This window comes from Lacrimispora sanguinis (genome assembly GCF_044987295.1).
In the GTDB taxonomy this organism is placed as follows: Bacteria; Bacillota; Clostridia; order Lachnospirales; family Lachnospiraceae; genus Lacrimispora; species Lacrimispora celerecrescens_B.
In genome coordinates this window covers 4,702,173-4,720,128 of record NZ_CP173277.1, presented here as the reverse complement: position 1 = coordinate 4,720,128, position 17,956 = coordinate 4,702,173, and the positions used below count along the sequence as shown (strand labels likewise).

The window sequence follows — 17,956 nt, the reverse complement described above, 5'->3', positions numbered from 1 at the left end:
AACTTTCTATATTTAATTTGTCCTCAAAATTATTATTCTGCAGCTTTTCTACATAGCAAGAAATGCTCTAAATTCCAATAGGTTTCAAAAATCGAGTATTAGAAAGGCGTTTTTAAATAAAAAAAGCACTTTCTGCCAGTTATTTGGCGGAAAATGCTTTTTTAATTTTATTGAATGGCTGCAGTCTGGCAGTTTGTCACCGGCTGCTGTACTTCCATAGACTTGTTGTAAAAATAACGGATGACATCCTTGCGGGTAATGATCCCGATAAAATTCTTTTGGTCGTCAACAACCGGCACAAAATTTTGGTTTAATGCCTTATCAATCAGATCTTCCATATTGGAATCCGCATATACCGGACGGTTATCTGACCTTCTGTCAAGGGCAGCTACCGTAACCTGCTCTGCTTCTTTTAAACTAAGATTGAATTTGTTCTTGATTCCCCAAAGCATGTCCCCTTCTGTTATTGTCCCAACATATTTACCCCGTCTGTTTATTACGGGCACTGCAGAGTATTTGTGATACTCCATCTTCTCAAGCGCCTGGCGCAGAGATTCATCCTCAAAAATATAAGCCACCTCATTCTTAGGTGTTAAAAAAAATAGTATGTTCATAGCCACACTCCCCGTTGATTCTCGTGAAGGCAAAGAGCCAAGGCCAAGCTAACTTGACATTGGCGGCTGCCCACGGGGTCAAATACTCCACAGTTTGCTGTGGTATTTGACTGATCGGTTATAGTATAGCAGATGACTCTTAATCACGTATGAACATTTTATTATTTTTTTATAACATTTTCCTGAGATTTCCTTTATTTGGCTTATTGCATTTGATCCAGTGGGTCAATGGCCTTATCATCATGTGTCAATTCAAAGTATACGTTGGCACCTTCCACGGAATAATATTTGGTAGGCTCGGCTACATAGCCTAAGACCTGCCCTTCTTTGACATATTCATTTTCTACAACTTGCAGCTCTTTTAACTGGCCGCAGATAGCTGTATAATTGTTGCCCATACTTAAGACAACATAGCTTCCAATTTCTTCATTGGAGCCGATTTTCTGCACTTTTGCATTGGCGGGAGCCACAACCGGAGTGCTTACATCACCCTGGATCACAAGCCCTGGATTGCATTTATACTGGTCCAGAGTCGGGAAATAGATTGTGGTGTCCATGCTGTAGTCTAAAATGACATTTCCGCGTACTGGCCAGGTCATTCTGGTGGCATCATTAAAATTAAGTACCAGAGACTTTGCCGCGTTTTTGTCTATTCCGGTCTTGACTGCCGGAGCCTGTGTTTCCTGAGCTGCAGAAGCTTTATTGGAATCAGCTACCTGCATTTCTTCTTCCATCGTTGCATTGGAGTCTCCTGCAACAGCTACTTGTGTTTCTTGGGGGACTGATTCTTCAACAATCATGTTGCTCTGATCTGGTACTTGCAGATAAGGGCTTTCTCCTCCACCATTTCCTCTTTGAATGGTAATGACTCCTGCTGCAGCAACTATAGTCAGCAGGCCTAGAACCAACAGGACAAGGAATACTTTATCCTTGAACAATTGACTTATTTTCTCCTTCACGTTTATCACCTCGATAATATTCTTACCAAGAGTGAAAGAGTTATTCAGAAATAAAAGAAAAATTTTCAAATAAATAGAGCGTAATTACTCAAGTCAATCGGACAAGGTTTTTATCTTAAGTTTTCGAAAACACCCAGTATACTAATGCGTCCGTATCCCCATATGGAATTTGGGTAGGAGATGGCGGCACTCCGGGTGGCTCCTCGTATCATAAGACGGCCGATTTCTCTTCCTGTAAGAGCTGTATAATTTCCCCGGTTGATCGCCCACTCCATGTACATAGCAACAATACCGGAGGCATGTGCAGCTGCAGCTCCCGTACCTGTGGCACTGCCGTAACGGTTACCTGGCAGAGGACATGTAATCTGGTACCCAGGAGCAACAAGATCCGGGACAACCAGACCGGATACCGTATAGCCTCTGCTTGAATCGATCAGAATGCTGTCATTGAATTGATTGTAAGCGGCTACGGTAAGCGTATATCTGGTATTTCCCGGATTCGTCACAGTGATTTCCGGGGTTGATTCAAGAAAGAAGGTATCCTGAGATATAATGGAGCCCGAAGGCAGCCATGCATCAAAAATGGACGGTTGTGAGTCTATACTAATAATTCTTATCCTCCATAAGCCTGCCTTAGCCTGCTGAAAGCGCATAATGATGAGCTGGGCTCCTGTATCTTCTTCCAAGACAAAGTTATTGACGTAAAGTATGGTGGGCTCAAAAATAAAAGTATATTTAAGGCATTCGTTTAAACGCGGATAAATATCCTGCGTAGTTTCGCCGGTTGGTGAAGTAAGCCTAATGGTCATCCGGAACGGAGAATAATTCCAGAGTTCAAAGAAGAAATCAGGGTCATGATCTCCGATGTGTAATTCAAAATCCCTGTAGAAATCAGGCGACATAAGGTCTCCCCGGAAATGTCTTCTGTTATTTCCTTCGTTCCCGGCGGAAATGCAAGGCGATATACCGTGATAAGTCGCCAAATTGTTTATATATTCTGAAAACATTCCAAATCCATTATGCCCCCCCTGACTTGTACCGACTCCAATACACAGAACCAGCGGCCTGCTAAGCTGCTCGGCCACAGTACGGATATATTCTATCCCCATTATAATATCTGATTCCTGATAGCAGTCAATGTCATTCCTGACAGAAAAGATTTTCCGGTTATATTCCTTTGCCTGTTTCAGTTTTACAACCACAAGTTCCGCTTCAGGCGCAACTCCTTGAAACTCTTCAGCCAGATTAGGGGTTCCGGCAGCGATTCCGGCCAGCATGGTTCCGTGTCCATTATCATCCCTGGTGGGTACGATGGTGGTAGGGGCGGTGGCACTCAGTGCAATATTAATTTGATGCTTTTTATATTCTGATCCAAGTTAAATCCCTGGGGAGGAGACCCTCCTTCCAGTGTCTGGTCCCAAATAGAATAGATCCGGGTAGTTCCATCCGAGTTACGAAATGCCCTGTGCTCATAGTCAATTCCTGTATCAACAAAACCTATTAATATTCCACGACCAAACAGAGAAAAATTAGGGTTGTGCTGAACGGCCGAAACACCGGATTTTTCCAGACTAATCGTAGAATTCAGTGTATAAAGAAGCGGAAAACTAGTGTATGTCTGATTTCCGAGTAAGCACATGGAAAATCCGCTCACCGGCACATGAATGATAGAATACCTGTCATTGATCGCCACTGAACTCCCATACTTTCGATACAAATCTGCGAAAGAATTGCTTATTATCAGGTCTAAATAATTTTCATCATTAATATTAATGCCCCCCTCCTAAATGATAATATTGTGGCTTAATAATGCCCTCCATTACTTATTTAGAATCTAAAATAATATTTTTATAAAAATAGGGGAGAATTTGTTCGGCAGTCCAGCCTTCCTCTGCTTTGCACTTGGCTCCATATTGGCTCATGCCGTATCCGTGCCCGATTCCCTGGCAAACCACCCGGACTCCCTCTTCATATTCTTCAAAACCATAAGCTGCGGATGGAAGTCCCAGGACCCTCTGGATTTCCTCTCCCGTATAGACCTTGGTACCAATCTGGATCTGCCCCACGTACCCCCCCTCATCCCGGAGAACGATCTGAATGCTTCCCGGGATCTGATCCGCCTTTACCGGTACGTCTCCGGAAATCTGATTGATTTTATCTGCAAAATCTTCTTTCTTATATGAAATCATGGTGAGATACCCTTCTGCTTCCACATCCCTGGGACAGGCAACCGCCTGCAAATACCCATGGTTTTCATCTCCTGCCCTGGTCTTTCCGGTGCTTGCCCTGTGGAATAAGGGATCAATCAGCTTCCCGTCGTACATCATGACCATATTCGTGGTAGACCGGACCGCATTTTCCACAGCCTGATAGCTGGCAACAAAGGATTCGCTTCCCCACAGCTTTTCCATCTGCTGTTCCTCTAAATATTCCATGTGCAGTTCCGATTCCTTCACTTCATTTTGCCCGTTCATTTTTCCGTAGATGTATGTCCGGGCAATGATCGCCTGAGCCCTTAAAGCCTCCCTGCCATAATCGGCCGGCATCTGCTTTGCCACCACGCCTGGGAGATATTCTTCCACATCCATATAGGTCTCTCCGTTTTTCCGGTCCAGAATGATCTTCTTTCCGCTGGTGATGACGGGAAACTCTTTCTTCTCCTCGATCTTTCCCGTCCAGGCCATTGTAATTATATATGGAAACAACAGCGCAAGGATGCACGCCATAACCGCTTTTTTTGTCATTCCGTAATCACCATCCTCTCAATGACTGAAACCCTTGTTCAAAACTCTTGTTCAATATATGCAAAAAAACGCCCCGGAATCACTTCCGGAACGTTTTTACAATCTTATACTTCTTCCAGTTCTACCTTTACCTTCTCTAAATGCCAGATATCCTTTACATATTCTTCGATGGTCCGGTCTGAGGTAAATTTTCCGCTGCAGGCAACATTTAAAATAGCAGCCTTCGCCCACCACGCTTCATCCCGATACGCCTGATCGATCCGGCGCTGGGCCTCTGCATAGGATGGGAAATCCTTTAAAATAAAGTACGTATCCGCACGGTCACTGCTCTGAGTATTTAATAAGGAGTTATAAATATCGCGGAACAGTTCCGGGTTTTGAGGAGAATAATAACCGTTGATCAACTGCATCAGCACTCTGCGGATCTCGTAGTTATTATTGAAAATCTCCATGGGATTATATCCGCCCTCGTTCTCATAGCGGATCACCTCGTCGGAGGACATGCCAAAGATAAAGGCATTCTCCGATCCCACTTCCTCTACAATTTCCACATTGGCTCCATCCATCGTTCCAAGGGTCAGGGCGCCGTTTAACATGAATTTCATATTTCCGGTTCCGGAGGCTTCCTTGCTTGCCGTGGATATCTGCTCGCTTACATCCGCCGCAGCAAAGATGATTTCTGCATTAGAAACCTTATAGTCCTCAATAAAAACAACCTTGATCTTACCGCCGATGCTTCTGTCGTTGTTAATGACATCAGCCACCGCATTGATCAGCTTTATGGTCAGCTTTGCACGCTCATAGCCTGCCGCCGCCTTTGCACCAAACAAAAAGGTTCTGGGAACCATATCAAGGTTTGGGTTATCTTTTAGCTGATTATACAAATACATGACGTGCAGGATGTTCATAAGCTGCCGCTTATATTCGTGGAGACGCTTCACCTGCACATCAAACATGGATCTGGGATCCACATCGATGCCGTTATGCTCTTTAATATATTTTGCCAGGCGAACCTTGTTCTGGTATTTAATATCCATAAACTCCTGCCGGCACCTGGGGTCATCGGCATAGATTGCCAGTCGGTGTATATGAGGCAGATTGGTGGTCCAGTCGTCTCCGATCTTTCTCGTCACCCATTCAGCCAAAAGGGGATTTCCATGGAGAAGGAACCGCCTCTGGGTAATGCCGTTGGTTTTATTGTTGAATTTCTCCGGCATCATCTGGTAGAAGTCCTTTAGCTCCTGGTTCTTTAAGATTTCTGTATGAAGTCTTGCAACACCATTTACCGAGAAGCCTCCCACGATGGCAAGATTGGCCATGCGGACCTGACCGTCATAAATAATGGACATACTCCGAAGCTTTCCCTGGTTTCCGGGATACATCTCCATGATCTTCTGCTGGAATCTCCGGTTTATTTCTTCTACGATCTGATAGATTCTTGGAAGCAGTCTGGAAAACAGCTCAATGGGCCATTTTTCCAGAGCTTCCGACATAATGGTATGGTTTGTATAGGCGCAGGTCTTTGTCGTGATCTCCCATGCTTCATCCCAGCTTAAGCTGTAGTCATCAAGAAGAATCCTCATAAGCTCCGGTACCGCCACAGTGGGATGGGTATCGTTCAGCTGGAAAACCGTCTTTTCGAAGAACTTATGTATGTCCTCATGCTTTTCCATGTACTTCATAACCGCCCTCTGTACACTGGCGGAAATAAAGAAATACTGCTGTTTCAAACGGAGTTCTTTTCCTGCATAATGGTTGTCGTTGGGATAAAGGACCTCTACGATGGTTTTCGCCAGGTTTTCCTGTTCCACTGCCTTCTGGTAGTCTCCCCTGTCAAAGGAATCAAGACTGAAGGTGTTGATGGCCTGGGCATCCCAGATCCTTAAGGTATTCACCACATTGTTTCCATATCCTACGATGGGCATATCATAGGGAACTGCCAGGACAGACTGATATCCCTCCTGGATAAAACGTTCTCTTCCGTTTTCCCGTACCGTATTGACATAGCCGCCGAATTTTACCTCTGTGGCATATTCGGCGCGGCGAAGTTCAAATGGATAACCGTTTTTCAGCCAGTCATCAGGAATTTCCACCTGATATCCGCCTTCTATCTTCTGTTTGAACATGCCGTAGCGGTACCTTATGCCGCAGCCATAGGCCGGATACCCGAGGGTTGCCAGGGAATCCAGGAAGCAGGCCGCAAGACGGCCCAGCCCCCCGTTTCCAAGAGCCGGATCCGGCTCCTGGTCCTCTATGGTGTTTAAATCAAAGCCCAGTTCTTCAAGAACTTCCTTTACTTCCGGCTGAGCCATAATGCTTATGATGTTATTGCCCAAAGTACGGCCCATAAGGAATTCCATTGACAGATAATACAGGGTTTTTACATCCTGTTCCTCGTATGTCTTATGGGTTGCAATCCACTCATCTATGATAACATCTTTTACTGCATAGGCCACTGCCTGGTACATCTGCTCCGGAGTAGCCTCATCAACCGTCTTACGGAATACATTCTTCATGTTAAACAGAACACTTTTCTTAAAGATCTCCTTATCAAATCCCATACTCATTCTACAAGGCCTCCTAACCGTTTACTGAACCTTCTCTACACCCAGGGTTACATTTTCACCGTTAATGTTCCATTCTTTCACATAACCGGCCGGCGTTTCAAGGATGATGTCTTCCGCAAGTACTTCGCTCTTTACTTCTTCCTCGTGGTTCTTTAATATACCGGCAATCTTTTCATTGCCCACGCTGTATACCCGAATGTGATCCATCACTTCAAACCCGGCTTCCTTACGCATGGTCTGGATCTTGCTGATCAGCTCTCGTACAAATCCTTCCGCTAAAAGTTCTGGTGTTAAATTGGTGTCCAGAACAACAGTAATGGTGTTATCACCTTCGGATACATAGCCCTCTGTCTGGGCGGTGTCAATGAGTAAATCTTCCTTGGTAAGCACAACCTCTGTTCCGTCAAAGGTAAAGGTGAGGGCACCTGTTTCATTCAAGGTATCCATAGCCTCATTGCCGTTGACTTCTCCAAGGGCTTTTTTAATGGCTCCAAGCTGTTTGCCGTATTTAGGCCCAACGGTCTTTAACTGAGGTTTAAAACTGTAGGATGTGAAATCTCTTACATCATCAGTAAATACCACTTTTTTTACGTTCAGCTCTTCCTCAATGATCTCCTGGTAGAATACAGGAAGGGCATGAGGCGCTTTTACAAACATCTGGCCAATAGGCTGGCGGTTCTTTAAATTGGCAGTATTTCTGGCAGCGCGGCCCATGACTACGATTTTTAATACTTCATCCATGTCAGTTTCCAGCTGCTTATCGATATAGGCTTTATTTGACACAGGATAATCACACAAATGAATGCTCTCCGGAGCAGACTTATCCACGCTGCAAACCATGTTCTGATAGATTTCTTCTGTCATGAACGGAATGAGCGGAGCAGCCGCCTTGCTTACGGTAACAAGGGCTGTGTAAAGAGTCATATAAGCATTAATCTTATCCTGCTCCATTCCCTTGGCCCAGAAGCGCTCTCTGCTTCTTCGTACATACCAGTTACTCATATCATCAACAAAATCCTGAAGGGCTCTTGCCGCCTCCGGAATCTGATAGCCGGTAAGGAATGCATCCACATCTCCCACCAGGGAGTTCAGCTTGGAGAGAAGCCATTTATCCATAACCGGAAGCTTATCATATTCCAGACTGTATTTTGTGGGGTCAAATTCATCAATATTCGCATAAAGCACAAAGAATGCATAGGTATTCCACAGAGTCCCCATAAATTTGCGCTGTCCTTCCATAACCGCTTTTCCGTGGAAACGGTTCGGCAGCCATGGTGCGCTGTTTACATAGAAATACCAGCGGATGGCATCTGCTCCGTAGGTGTCCAGAGCATCAAATGGATCTACCGCATTTCCCTTGGATTTACTCATCTTCTGCCCGTTCTCATCCTGGACATGCCCCAAAACGATTACATTCTTGTATGGTGCCTTGTTGAAAATCAAAGTGGAGATGGCAAGGAGGGAGTAGAACCAGCCTCTTGTCTGATCCACGGCCTCAGAAATAAAGTCAGCCGGGAACTGCTTCTCGAACAGATCCTGGTTTTCAAAAGGATAATGATGCTGTGCAAAAGGCATGGAGCCGGAGTCAAACCAACAGTCGATTACTTCCGGTACTCTCTTCATCTGCTCTCCGCACTTAGGGCAGGTAATGGTCACTGCGTCGATGTAAGGACGGTGAAGTTCAATCTCTTCCGGACAATTAGGGGACATGAACTTTAATTCCTCAATGCTTCCGATGGAATGCTGATGTCCGCACTCACATTCCCAAACGTTAAGAGGAGTACCCCAGTAACGGTTTCTGCTGATTCCCCAGTCCTGGACATTTTCCAGCCAGTCGCCGAAACGTCCTTTTCCGATACTTTCCGGAATCCAGTTGATGGTATTGTTATTGCGGATTAAGTCTTCCTTTACATCCGTCATCTTAATGAACCAGGATTCTCTAGCATAGTAGATTAACGGGGTGTCGCATCTCCAGCAGTGAGGGTAGCTGTGTTCAAATACAGGTGCGGAGAATAAAAGTCCTCTTTCTTCCAGATCCTTAAGGATCATTGGATCCGCCTTCTTACAGAAGGTGCCTGCCCATTTGGTCTCCTCTGTCATCTCGCCTGCTGCATTGACCAGCTGTACAAAAGGAAGGTCATATTTTCTGCCAACCTTTGAGTCATCCTCACCAAAGGCCGGAGCGATATGAACAACACCGGTACCATCTGTTAAGGTAACGTAAGTGTCACAGGTTACATAAAAAGCTTTCTTATTTGGCTGTACGAAGTCAAATAAAGGCTCGTATTCTTTATATTCCAAGTCTTTTCCGGTGTACTTCTCTAAAATCGTGTATTCCTCTCCCAGAACCTTTTCACAGAGAGCCTCTGCCATATAATAGGTATAGTCTCCGGTCTGCACCTTTACATAGGTCTCTTCAGGATTTACGCATAAACCTACGTTGGAAGGAAGGGTCCACGGAGTTGTGGTCCACGCCAGAATATAAGCGTCTTCTCCCTTTACCTTAAACCGGACGATGGCGGAGCGTTCCTTTACATCCTTATATCCCTGAGCCACCTCATGGCTGGATAAAGGAGTTCCGCATCGCGGACAATAGGGAACGATTTTAAAGCCCTTATACAAAAGGCCCTTTTCCCAGATCTTCTTTAATGCCCACCACTCAGATTCAATAAAATTATTCTCATACGTTACATAAGGGTCATCCATATCAGCCCAAAAGCCTACGGTCTTTGAGAAATCCTCCCACATGCCCTTGTATTTCCAAACGCTTTCCTTGCAATACTTGATAAATGGCTCTAAGCCATACTCTTCGATCTGTTCCTTGCCGTCAAGGCCCAGCATCTTTTCCACTTCCAGCTCAACCGGCAGTCCGTGGGTATCCCAACCGGCCTTACGGGGAACGTCATACCCTTTCATGGTCCGGTATCTTGGAATCATATCCTTGATAACCCTGGTCAATACGTGTCCGATATGGGGTTTCCCATTGGCAGTAGGGGGACCGTCATAGAACGGGTATGTCTCCCCTCCCTTACGGTTTTCCATGCTCTTCTTAAAAATCTCATGGTCTTCCCAGAATTTTTCTACCTCTTTTTCTCGTGCTACAAAATTCAAGTCTGTAGGAACTTTCTTATACATCTTTAGCGACCTCCATTTCTCCATATATAAAAAAAGCTCCCATCCCGTAATCAGGACGAAAGCCTCACTATATCTCCGTTGTACCACCTATTACCGCATACCAGCATATGCTTTCCCTTAACGCAGAAAATACGTCCTGACCTAACGCCAATGCCTTCAGCCGGAAACTCCGGAGTGATATTCGAACCCACGCTACTTTCACCAGGCTTCCACCCTCCCCGGCTCTCTTTGGATTTCCCATGGTCCTACTGTCTCCATCAAAGTTTTTCTTCCTATTATGATGTGGTTATACTAATACTACCGTATTTTTTAATTATAGGGATTAAAAAAAGAAATGTCAAGGCTATTTTGATTTTCAGCCTGTGTCCATAAGGGTACAAAGGAGAACGGGTACCGATTCATTTTCATGAAATTCGATACCCGTTCTACATGCTTTCATCCATTGGTTCCTAAATACCTCTCACGTTTTGTTTTTTGCATTGCGTTTTCTGGATGCTCTATATGAATTTTTTCCCGTTCCTTTCGCTTAAAACCATCTACAATCAAAATTCTCTGCATCGCTATTTTCATTCTTCTATATTGTTATCCAGCTACCGAATAAAAATTCAATCGGGACGAATCAAAAATTACCCATCGGATGAATATTTCTCTGCAGTTATAACGAACTATAGGCATATAAGAGATTGGTAGATTTTCATTCCGGCTTATTTCAATTTTTCTGCCGCTTTTTCCGGTTCTCGGCTAAGGTTTAACGGTTTTGCCTTTTGCCTGAATCAGCCCATTTGCTATTTCAGACGAAACTTATGTTTTCGGCGGAATCACCCTCCTTTTCTCTGTCATTCTCCGAAATAAAGTGGTACGTCGGATTTGAAATTATTTTCTTTTGTTTATGGCTTTATTATATACTATCTCTCTGTATTTTGCAAGACTTTTCTTTAAAAAATAATAAGTTATTTATTAATTTTCAAATTGTATTGTTTAATTTAGATTATTTAATCATTTATGAATATTTGTTTGTTTTTTATGTCACAATTTACTTCGTTAAATTTTTGTCAATTCCATTGTTTTTTTGTAAACTTATGGTATAATGTGCGAAAAGGTTTAGTAAAAGGAAAAAAAAAGGAGAACAGCTATGAGCCAGCGCAATTTAACTTTATTAACAGACCTTTATGAATTAACCATGATGCAAGGTTATTTTAAAGAGAAAGATGCCAACGAGACCGTTATATTCGATGTCTTCTACCGCAGTAATCCGGGTGGTAATGGATACGCGATCTGCGCAGGCTTGGAACAGGTCATTGAATACGTAAATGAGCTTCACTTCGACCAGGAGGATGTGGATTATCTTAAATCCACCGGCCTTTTTGAAGAAGACTTTCTGGAATATCTCCACCATTTTAAATTTTCCGGCGACATCTACGCCATTCCAGAGGGCACGGTCATATTCCCTCGCGAACCCTTAGTTAAAGTCATTGCCCCCATTATGGAGGCTCAGCTGATTGAAACCGCTTTGCTTAATATTATCAACCACCAGAGCCTGATTGCTACAAAAGCGGCCCGTGTTGTATTCGCTGCTGCCGGTGATGGGGTTATGGAATTCGGACTGCGCCGGGCCCAGGGACCTGATGCAGGAATTTACGGTGCAAGGGCTGCCATGATTGCAGGCTGCATCGGAACCTCTAACGTACTGGCTGGAAAAATGTTTCACGTTCCGGTGAGAGGAACCCATGCCCACAGCTGGATCATGAGCTTCCCTGATGAACTGACCGCATTCCGCAATTATGCAAAGCTTTATCCCACGGCATGCATTCTTCTGGTGGACACCTATGATACGTTAAAATCCGGTGTGCCCAATGCCATCAAGGTATTTAAGGAAATGAGGGAAGCCGGAATTCCTCTTACCACCTATGGAATCCGTTTAGACAGCGGAGACTTGGCATACCTTTCTAAAAAGGCTAAGAAAATGCTTGACGAGGCCGGATTTACAGACGCAGTGATCTCCGCCTCCAATGACCTTGACGAGACTTTAATCAACAGCTTAAAGATTCAGGGCGCTACGATTAACTCCTGGGGTGTTGGAACCAATCTGATCACTTCCAAGGACTGCCCTTCCTTTGGCGGTGTCTACAAACTGGCGGCGATTTTGGATAAAAAGACCGACCAGTTTATCCCCAAGATCAAGCTTTCCGAAAATGCGGAAAAGATCACGAATCCTGGGAACAAGGCCATCAAGCGTATTTACAGCCGGGAAACCGGTAAGATCATTGCAGATTTAATCTGCCTGGATGGGGAAACCTTTAAAGAAAACCATTCTCTGCTCCTCTTCGACCCCATTGAAACATGGAAGAAAACCCACCTGGCACCTAACAGCTATACCATGCGGGATCTTCTGGTTCAGATATTTAAAGACGGGAAATGCATTTATGATACTCCTGCCGTTATGGACATCCAGTCCTACTGCAAAAAGGAACTGGATACCCTTTGGGATGAATCCCGCCGTCTGGTAAATCCTCATGAGGTTCATGTTGACTTATCCAACGAGCTTTGGCATATGAAAAATCAGTTGCTGGAAAGCTATCATTTCAGAGACTGATCTGACCCGGCCTGTCCATTGTTCACAGTCTGGTCATAATCTTTTTACAGCCTGGTCAAATTTTCTTCATATTTGACCGATATACTGAAATCATCAGAAAAAGATGTTGCCAACATACTTTGAGATAAAATTTTTTTTCATAATTGCCGGTATTCCTCGATGGGATACCGGCTCCTCCCTTTTTTAGGGCTTCTTTTTATTCTGTCACCCTACATCTGTTTCCTCACAACCGTGTACTCATCCCCGAATTTAAAATGTGGGCAGCTTTGAAAGGAGTTGCTCAAAAACCGTATCATCTCATCCTCATCCAGATTGATCTCACACTCATAGCATTCGTATTCTTCATTATAATCATAGTGTATACAATGTTCACAGCTCGACTTCTGGTCCATTTTCATCTCTCCTTATGCATTTTTCTTCTATAATAAACCGCACCCACTGCTTTTTCTAACAGCCTTCCTATGGTCCCGTCGATGATCCAGGCGGCTGCCAGGGATATGAGAAATGTAAGGATGGTTTCACAAAAAATTTTGGGAACGTAATAATGTCTTAGAAACGTCTTTTCCACCAAGCCTCTGGCTGCCTGTCCCAGAACCAGATAGTGAATTAAATAGATGGAATAGCTGTACCTGCTTATGAAGCTCACAGCTTTTGCAAGAACAGGCGCCTTGATATCCCCAAAACGTTCAAATAACATAAAAATAGCCGCGGCCATTGCCATCATTGTGGGGGCTAAGTCGTGAATTCCCGGTGTAAAGGATGGCGTAACACACTTTTGAACCATAGTAATACCAAAGCCGGCGATACCGAGAACCGCAAAGGGAAGATAGCTGCTGCTGCCATACAGTCGTTTTAATGCATATCCCAGGATGAAATAGATGAACCAGCCCTTAAACAGCATATATTGAAACCCCTCTCCTATGTCCAGGCCCAATGCCGGAAGATAGGTGCAGATTCCCTGGACAATCACCATAAGTGCCAGAAAAAGCTTTAACTCCCTGTCGCTCATGGCCTTCATCATACGGGCTAAAAAGGGTGCGCAAAGATACAGCGCCATGATCACATACATAAACCACATATGGGGTGTCATGGGAATGGTTCCGGTTAAAAGTCCCTTTCCAAAGACTGCCAGATGCTCCTGCCACCGGAGGGGCACCACTCCCAGATAGATCGCATAATACCAGTAATAAATCCCGCTGTAACATACAAAGGGAAGAACAATTGTCTGAAACCGGCTCCAGTAAAATCCGGGAATATCCTCTGTTCCGGATTTTAAAAGGAAAAGGCCGCTCAGCATAAAATAAATCCCTACAAATGACAAAAGCACCGGCGAAAGAGCAGCCGAAAACAGCCACTGTTTATAGTTTAGCGTCTCCCCGGGAACCGCATGAACCATGATGATGGCAATGACCGCAAGAGTCCTTAAGTAATCGTATTTCACTTCCCGCTTTTTAAGTCCCATATCTCTTCCTCCCTGCTTTCTCTGGGTTTAGAAAAGTATAGCATATAAAATCCGATTTTGACAAATTTTTTATTTTATTAAAAAAGTGTAGACAAACTGAAATTCCTATGGTATCATAATGAAGTTGTCAGAGATGACATACATAAAACGGCCTATTGGTCAAGCGGTCAAGACGCCGCCCTCTCACGGCGGAATCCCGAGTTCGATTCTCGGATAGGTCATAAAAAGCAAAAACCCTGATTTTTCCAAAAGGAAAATCAGGGTTTTTTGTTTCTTTTCTCTTTATTTTCCGGAAGACTCACCGTAAGCTGCCAGATGGTCCTTCCATTCTTCCAGAGGTGCACATACATTGTCCTGCACTTTTTGTATCTGGCAAATAGTTTAACGGCCTCACACTCGTTGGAATACACCTTCCAGCATCCGGTGCATTTACAGTTCTTTCCCCTATTTTGGATAAATCCCACTACATCTCCCAGCGGATAGCCGAGAAAGACTCCGATCTCATGAGGAAATTCTCCTTCTTGATTCAGCCTCTCTTTCAGCCTATTTAATGCAGCCTCCACTTCCATATGCTCATAGCCGTAAGCCTGCAGAAACTTACTAACTTCCGGCCGGTTTAAATCAGCCTGCAAAAGGGCTTTCCGGTAGACATAAATCAGGGCTTTATTCCCGCGCCTGCATAACAAAAGCAAGGATATTCCCTTCTCTCCTAGCTGGTCGTTTAGGCAAGTGAGTTGGCTAGCCAAGTCCATTTCCGACGAAAAGGGATGGCTGAACAAGTTTGCCGGCTTAATCGAGGCCAATGTGGGGGAACAATATTCAATTAGAGATTTTTCTAGCAGCATATCTGTACCTCCGCCTGTTTTCATGCTTTACGGAACATCCCATAACAGGTATTTCTCTGTTATGAATAGTATAAGCAGCATCGGCTTGGATACATTTCCAATTTTTGTCAGAATTTCTTCATTTCTTTCATACTTTCTTTAGAACCTGGTCAAATTTCCTTCACAATTTTCCTGTATGATAATATTATAAACATAAAAGCAAAAGAAAAGTGGTCAGAGCGCTTACATATATGTTTTTACTAAGTCGGCAGAGTTGCCCTGAAAGGCTTCTTTGCCGGCTCAACCTAATAAAAAGAGCCGGAATTATGCCATCTTTTTCCGATGCTTTTATATCATATACAGTAAAAGGACTGCAGCCCCATCGATGGGGCTGCAGTCCTTTTTATTTGGATATAATACCGGGCTCTCCGTTGATCTAATGGTCAGTTTCTACGATACCGAGAGAGTCGTCTCCCTTTCTTGCCTTTTCCATTAAAAGAGATGCCATTTTCTGAAAATTACCTCCCGAAACAGAGGCACCGCTTACAGCATCGATTCCCTTGTCGCTTTGTGATGCCAGGAAGTTGGCTGCATATGTACGTGTATAGCGATTTGGGTATGTCCCTTTTTTATCGAGCATATTGCGCATATAGGGAATGTCCCAGGATTTGATGAATCCGCTTGAATTTTTAGCATTGTACTCAACCGTAACGATTTTATTGCCGCTGACACGGATGGTGACAAATTCCTTCCAGCCATTGATGTAATCCGACATTTCCACCGTGTAAAAGCCATCCTCCAGCCTGCTTTCCTCTTTTTTACAGCCGCTTACGGAAAACATAGTCAAAAGGACCAGGAAGATCATGATAAAGCGTTTTCTTTGATTCATTGTCCATCCCTCCCTTCCGGACCAGAACGAAGACGGAAGCGTCCTGACATTTCTTCAAGACTTTGAGCCTGTTGTGCCAGATCCCCGCTTAAAGAAGCCACAGCACTGCTTGATTCAAGGTTTTGACGTGCGTGCCGGGATATCTGGGAGATGTCAAGAGACGCATTCTCAAGACTTAACTTCTCATTTCCCACAAGTTTTTCCAGGTCTTCTGTTATCTCATAAGTCTGCTTGGAGATATCCGTCAGCTCATTTAAAAAATGAGCGGTTAGATTGGCATACCTGGCCCCCTCTTCAATCGCCTGTTGGGAATGTATAATCATCTCAGCTGTACGCTTTGATGATTCCGCACTTTTTTCAGCAAGATCACGGATTTCATTTGCTACTACGGCAAAACCTTTTCCTGCTTCACCTGCATGGGCGGCTTCAACGCTTGCATTCAGGGCAAGAAGGTTTGTCTGGAATGCTATTTCTTCCAGGAATTTTGTAATTTTTGTTATTTCGGCCGCATTATGGCTGATATTCTCCATTGCCTGAAGGGTATTCTCCATATGTTCATCGCCCATTGACAGCTTTTCCATGGACTGCTCCATAAGTTCACGAGCGGTTCTAGCATGCTCATCCACGATGACAATGTCTTTAGAGATGGAGTCTGTCTCCTCCACGAGCCTGTCTATGGACATGGACTGATGACCGGAAGATTCATTCATAAGGCGGGCGCTTTGAGATACCTCCTGGGCAGCATGGCTCAGGGTTTCAGCCGACTGCTGAAGGTCATTGATCAACAGGTTTAAGAAATCCGTAATATTATGAATGGAATCTTTCATAACCACAAAATCTCCTGCAAACTGATCGCTGACGCTAACGTCTAAATTGCCGGCGGAAAGCCGTTCCAGGGCATTTTGAAGCTGGGAAATGTATCCGCTCACCTGTTCAATGGTCTCTTTCAGCGAATTGGAAAGGGTCTGGGCCTCGTCATTTGTCATCACCACTTCCACAGGGCTTGTCAAATCTCCCTGAGCCAGCTTCTGTATCCGCTCTGTTACACTTCTCAAGGACTTTGAGATATTTCCAGCAAATCGGGCGATAAATAAGATTGCAAGCAGGGTAAGGGTTATGGTAATGCCTATATTGATCATAACGGCAGTGTTTACGATATTCATAAAGTCTGATTTTGGCGTTATGATGGCAAAATACCAGTTCGCACCTCGTACAGGTGCATAAACCACAAGAGTATCCTTCCCATCTATTGACACAGAAGCGGATCCGATCCTTCCTGATTTCATTGCGTCAAATACTTCCAGGAGCTTTCCATTATCCTTATAAAGAGAATAAACATTCTCTCCGCTCCTTATTAAATCTGTATCAGGGTAAGCGACTACCTGGCCGCTTTCATTCATAACAAAAGCGTGGCCGCTGTAGCCAATATGTATACTGCTGATCACATCATCAAGCATGTCATACTTATAACTTCCTACCAGATAATAAGTGTTATTCTTTTCTGTGGATATAGGCATTCCCACATATACTTCAAGTCCATTTTCCCCGACAGAAGTATCGCCGATCACAAGATTTTGGGTTTCCTGCATCCTTTTGAACAATTCACCCCCGGAAATATCGGAAGGGCTGTTTCCGTTGCCCGTATACAATCTGCCATCCTGGGTGTAGAGGGCTAGCCATACAAATTCTATACCAGATGTGGCCTTGTCAAGAACCTGATGTTTTTCCTCAAGAGTCGCTTCCTCTGATGTCAGTTCATGATTTTCCCCAATCATAAATATACGGTCTGCCATGATATGCAGACTGCTCTCAATGCTTTTTGAGGCAGTTTTAGCAAAAGGCATAAGAGTTTCCATCAATGTGAGATTGGTCAGAGACATGGCGGATACGGACAATACAATGGTTGTAACCACAGAAATAATTATGGTAACAATCAATGTATTTAAGATGATCTTCCGCCGAATTCCTTTTAAATTCATAAATCCTCCTTTTTATTGTTACAAAATTAATTTATAACATATTAAGTAATATAACCGATTTAAAATAAAAAACAATAGTCTTGAAGAAATAAAAACCATTATTGGGAAAAATTGTATCATTAATAATAAAAATTCCTTAAATTAGATGTGAAGATGGAAAATTGTATAAAGTCCTGATCTCCCGTTTCCC

Annotated in this window: 14 protein-coding genes and 1 tRNA gene; 2 read left to right on the top strand and 13 right to left on the bottom strand. The window is 43.9% G+C overall.

The annotated features are described in order from the left end of the window. Positions 1-167: 167 nt before the first annotated feature. The 8 genes from ACHZES_RS21810 to ACHZES_RS21775 form a co-directional block, all read right to left on the bottom strand. Positions 168-614, bottom strand: a complete 447-nt coding sequence (locus ACHZES_RS21810; RefSeq protein WP_038279959.1) for a CBS domain-containing protein — start codon at positions 612-614, stop codon at positions 168-170. Between the two features lie 203 nt (positions 615-817). Continuing rightward, positions 818-1,573 (bottom strand): peptidoglycan DD-metalloendopeptidase family protein, encoded by a 756-nt coding sequence (locus ACHZES_RS21805; RefSeq protein ID WP_395546634.1) that lies wholly within the window; start codon positions 1,571-1,573, stop codon positions 818-820. A 110-nt stretch (positions 1,574-1,683) separates the two neighbouring features. Continuing rightward, positions 1,684-2,850 carry a S8 family peptidase gene (locus ACHZES_RS21800; RefSeq protein ID WP_395546633.1) on the bottom strand — a complete coding sequence of 389 codons (1,167 nt, stop codon included), beginning with the start codon at positions 2,848-2,850 and terminating at the stop codon, positions 1,684-1,686. A 56-nt stretch (positions 2,851-2,906) separates the two neighbouring features. Continuing rightward, on the bottom strand, positions 2,907-3,266 hold the full coding sequence (locus ACHZES_RS21795; protein WP_404820271.1) for a hypothetical protein: 360 nt from the start codon (positions 3,264-3,266) through the stop codon (positions 2,907-2,909). Positions 3,267-3,396: 130 nt separating this feature from the next. Next, positions 3,397-4,317, bottom strand: coding sequence for a SpoIID/LytB domain-containing protein (locus ACHZES_RS21790; protein ID WP_395546630.1), 921 nt, complete (start codon positions 4,315-4,317; stop codon positions 3,397-3,399). A 104-nt stretch (positions 4,318-4,421) separates the two neighbouring features. After that, positions 4,422-6,884: a glycogen/starch/alpha-glucan phosphorylase gene (locus tag ACHZES_RS21785; RefSeq protein ID WP_038279963.1), complete on the bottom strand. Its 2,463-nt coding sequence runs from the start codon at positions 6,882-6,884 to the stop codon at positions 4,422-4,424. Between the two features lie 21 nt (positions 6,885-6,905). After that, complete coding sequence (ileS, locus tag ACHZES_RS21780) at positions 6,906-10,019, bottom strand: isoleucine--tRNA ligase (protein WP_395546628.1); 3,114 nt, start codon at positions 10,017-10,019, stop codon at positions 6,906-6,908. Positions 10,020-10,454: 435 nt separating this feature from the next. Beyond that, the gene (locus ACHZES_RS21775) at positions 10,455-10,589 is read right to left on the bottom strand and encodes a hypothetical protein (RefSeq protein WP_395546627.1); all 135 of its coding nucleotides are present in this window, start codon (positions 10,587-10,589) and stop codon (positions 10,455-10,457) included. A 562-nt stretch (positions 10,590-11,151) separates the two neighbouring features. On the opposite strand from ACHZES_RS21775, the gene ACHZES_RS21770 reads away from it, so the two are divergent. After that, positions 11,152-12,612, top strand: a complete 1,461-nt coding sequence (locus ACHZES_RS21770) for a nicotinate phosphoribosyltransferase (RefSeq protein ID WP_038279967.1) — start codon at positions 11,152-11,154, stop codon at positions 12,610-12,612. Positions 12,613-12,821: 209 nt separating this feature from the next. Here the strand turns inward: ACHZES_RS21770 and ACHZES_RS21765 are convergent, their stop codons facing one another. Together ACHZES_RS21765 and ACHZES_RS21760 are read right to left on the bottom strand one after the other, a co-directional pair. Continuing rightward, positions 12,822-13,004: a DUF6472 family protein gene (locus ACHZES_RS21765; protein WP_038279969.1), complete on the bottom strand. Its 183-nt coding sequence runs from the start codon at positions 13,002-13,004 to the stop codon at positions 12,822-12,824. 2 nt (positions 13,005-13,006) lie between these two features. After that, on the bottom strand, positions 13,007-14,074 hold the full coding sequence (locus ACHZES_RS21760) for an acyltransferase (RefSeq protein ID WP_395546626.1): 1,068 nt from the start codon (positions 14,072-14,074) through the stop codon (positions 13,007-13,009). 149 nt (positions 14,075-14,223) lie between these two features. Between ACHZES_RS21760 and ACHZES_RS21755 the strand changes: the two genes are divergently transcribed. After that, positions 14,224-14,295 (top strand) — tRNA-Glu (locus tag ACHZES_RS21755). Between the two features lie 36 nt (positions 14,296-14,331). Here ACHZES_RS21755 and ACHZES_RS21750 read toward each other — a convergent pair. The 3 genes from ACHZES_RS21750 to ACHZES_RS21740 all read right to left on the bottom strand — a co-directional run bounded on the left by ACHZES_RS21750 (position 14,332) and on the right by ACHZES_RS21740 (position 17,766). Next, positions 14,332-14,919 carry a DUF3793 family protein gene (locus ACHZES_RS21750; protein WP_395546625.1) on the bottom strand — a complete coding sequence of 196 codons (588 nt, stop codon included), beginning with the start codon at positions 14,917-14,919 and terminating at the stop codon, positions 14,332-14,334. 415 nt (positions 14,920-15,334) lie between these two features. After that, positions 15,335-15,787, bottom strand: a complete 453-nt coding sequence (locus tag ACHZES_RS21745; RefSeq protein WP_395546624.1) for an FMN-binding protein — start codon at positions 15,785-15,787, stop codon at positions 15,335-15,337. Beyond that, entirely contained in the window at positions 15,784-17,766 is a 1,983-nt protein-coding gene (locus ACHZES_RS21740) for a methyl-accepting chemotaxis protein (protein WP_395546623.1), read from the bottom strand. Before ACHZES_RS21740 ends, ACHZES_RS21745 begins: the two co-directional genes overlap by 4 nt. Positions 17,767-17,956 lie beyond the last annotated feature (190 nt).

Excerpts from the sequence above, each read along its gene's own strand:
- ACHZES_RS21810 (WP_038279959.1), bottom strand. The coding sequence starts at position 614 with ATGAACATACTATTTTTTTTAACACCTAAGAATGAGGTGGCTTATATT.
- ACHZES_RS21800 (WP_395546633.1), bottom strand. The coding sequence starts at position 2,850 with ATGCTGGCCGGAATCGCTGCCGGAACCCCTAATCTGGCTGAAGAGTTT.
- ACHZES_RS21790 (WP_395546630.1), bottom strand. The coding sequence starts at position 4,317 with ATGACAAAAAAAGCGGTTATGGCGTGCATCCTTGCGCTGTTGTTTCCA.
- ACHZES_RS21785 (WP_038279963.1), bottom strand. The coding sequence starts at position 6,884 with ATGAGTATGGGATTTGATAAGGAGATCTTTAAGAAAAGTGTTCTGTTT.
- ileS (WP_395546628.1), bottom strand. The coding sequence starts at position 10,019 with ATGTATAAGAAAGTTCCTACAGACTTGAATTTTGTAGCACGAGAAAAA.
- ACHZES_RS21775 (WP_395546627.1), bottom strand. The coding sequence starts at position 10,589 with ATGAAAATAGCGATGCAGAGAATTTTGATTGTAGATGGTTTTAAGCGA.
- ACHZES_RS21770 (WP_038279967.1), top strand. The coding sequence starts at position 11,152 with ATGAGCCAGCGCAATTTAACTTTATTAACAGACCTTTATGAATTAACC.
- ACHZES_RS21765 (WP_038279969.1), bottom strand. The coding sequence starts at position 13,004 with ATGGACCAGAAGTCGAGCTGTGAACATTGTATACACTATGATTATAAT.
- ACHZES_RS21760 (WP_395546626.1), bottom strand. The coding sequence starts at position 14,074 with ATGGGACTTAAAAAGCGGGAAGTGAAATACGATTACTTAAGGACTCTT.
- ACHZES_RS21750 (WP_395546625.1), bottom strand. The coding sequence starts at position 14,919 with ATGCTGCTAGAAAAATCTCTAATTGAATATTGTTCCCCCACATTGGCC.
- ACHZES_RS21745 (WP_395546624.1), bottom strand. The coding sequence starts at position 15,787 with ATGAATCAAAGAAAACGCTTTATCATGATCTTCCTGGTCCTTTTGACT.
- ACHZES_RS21740 (WP_395546623.1), bottom strand. The coding sequence starts at position 17,766 with ATGAATTTAAAAGGAATTCGGCGGAAGATCATCTTAAATACATTGATT.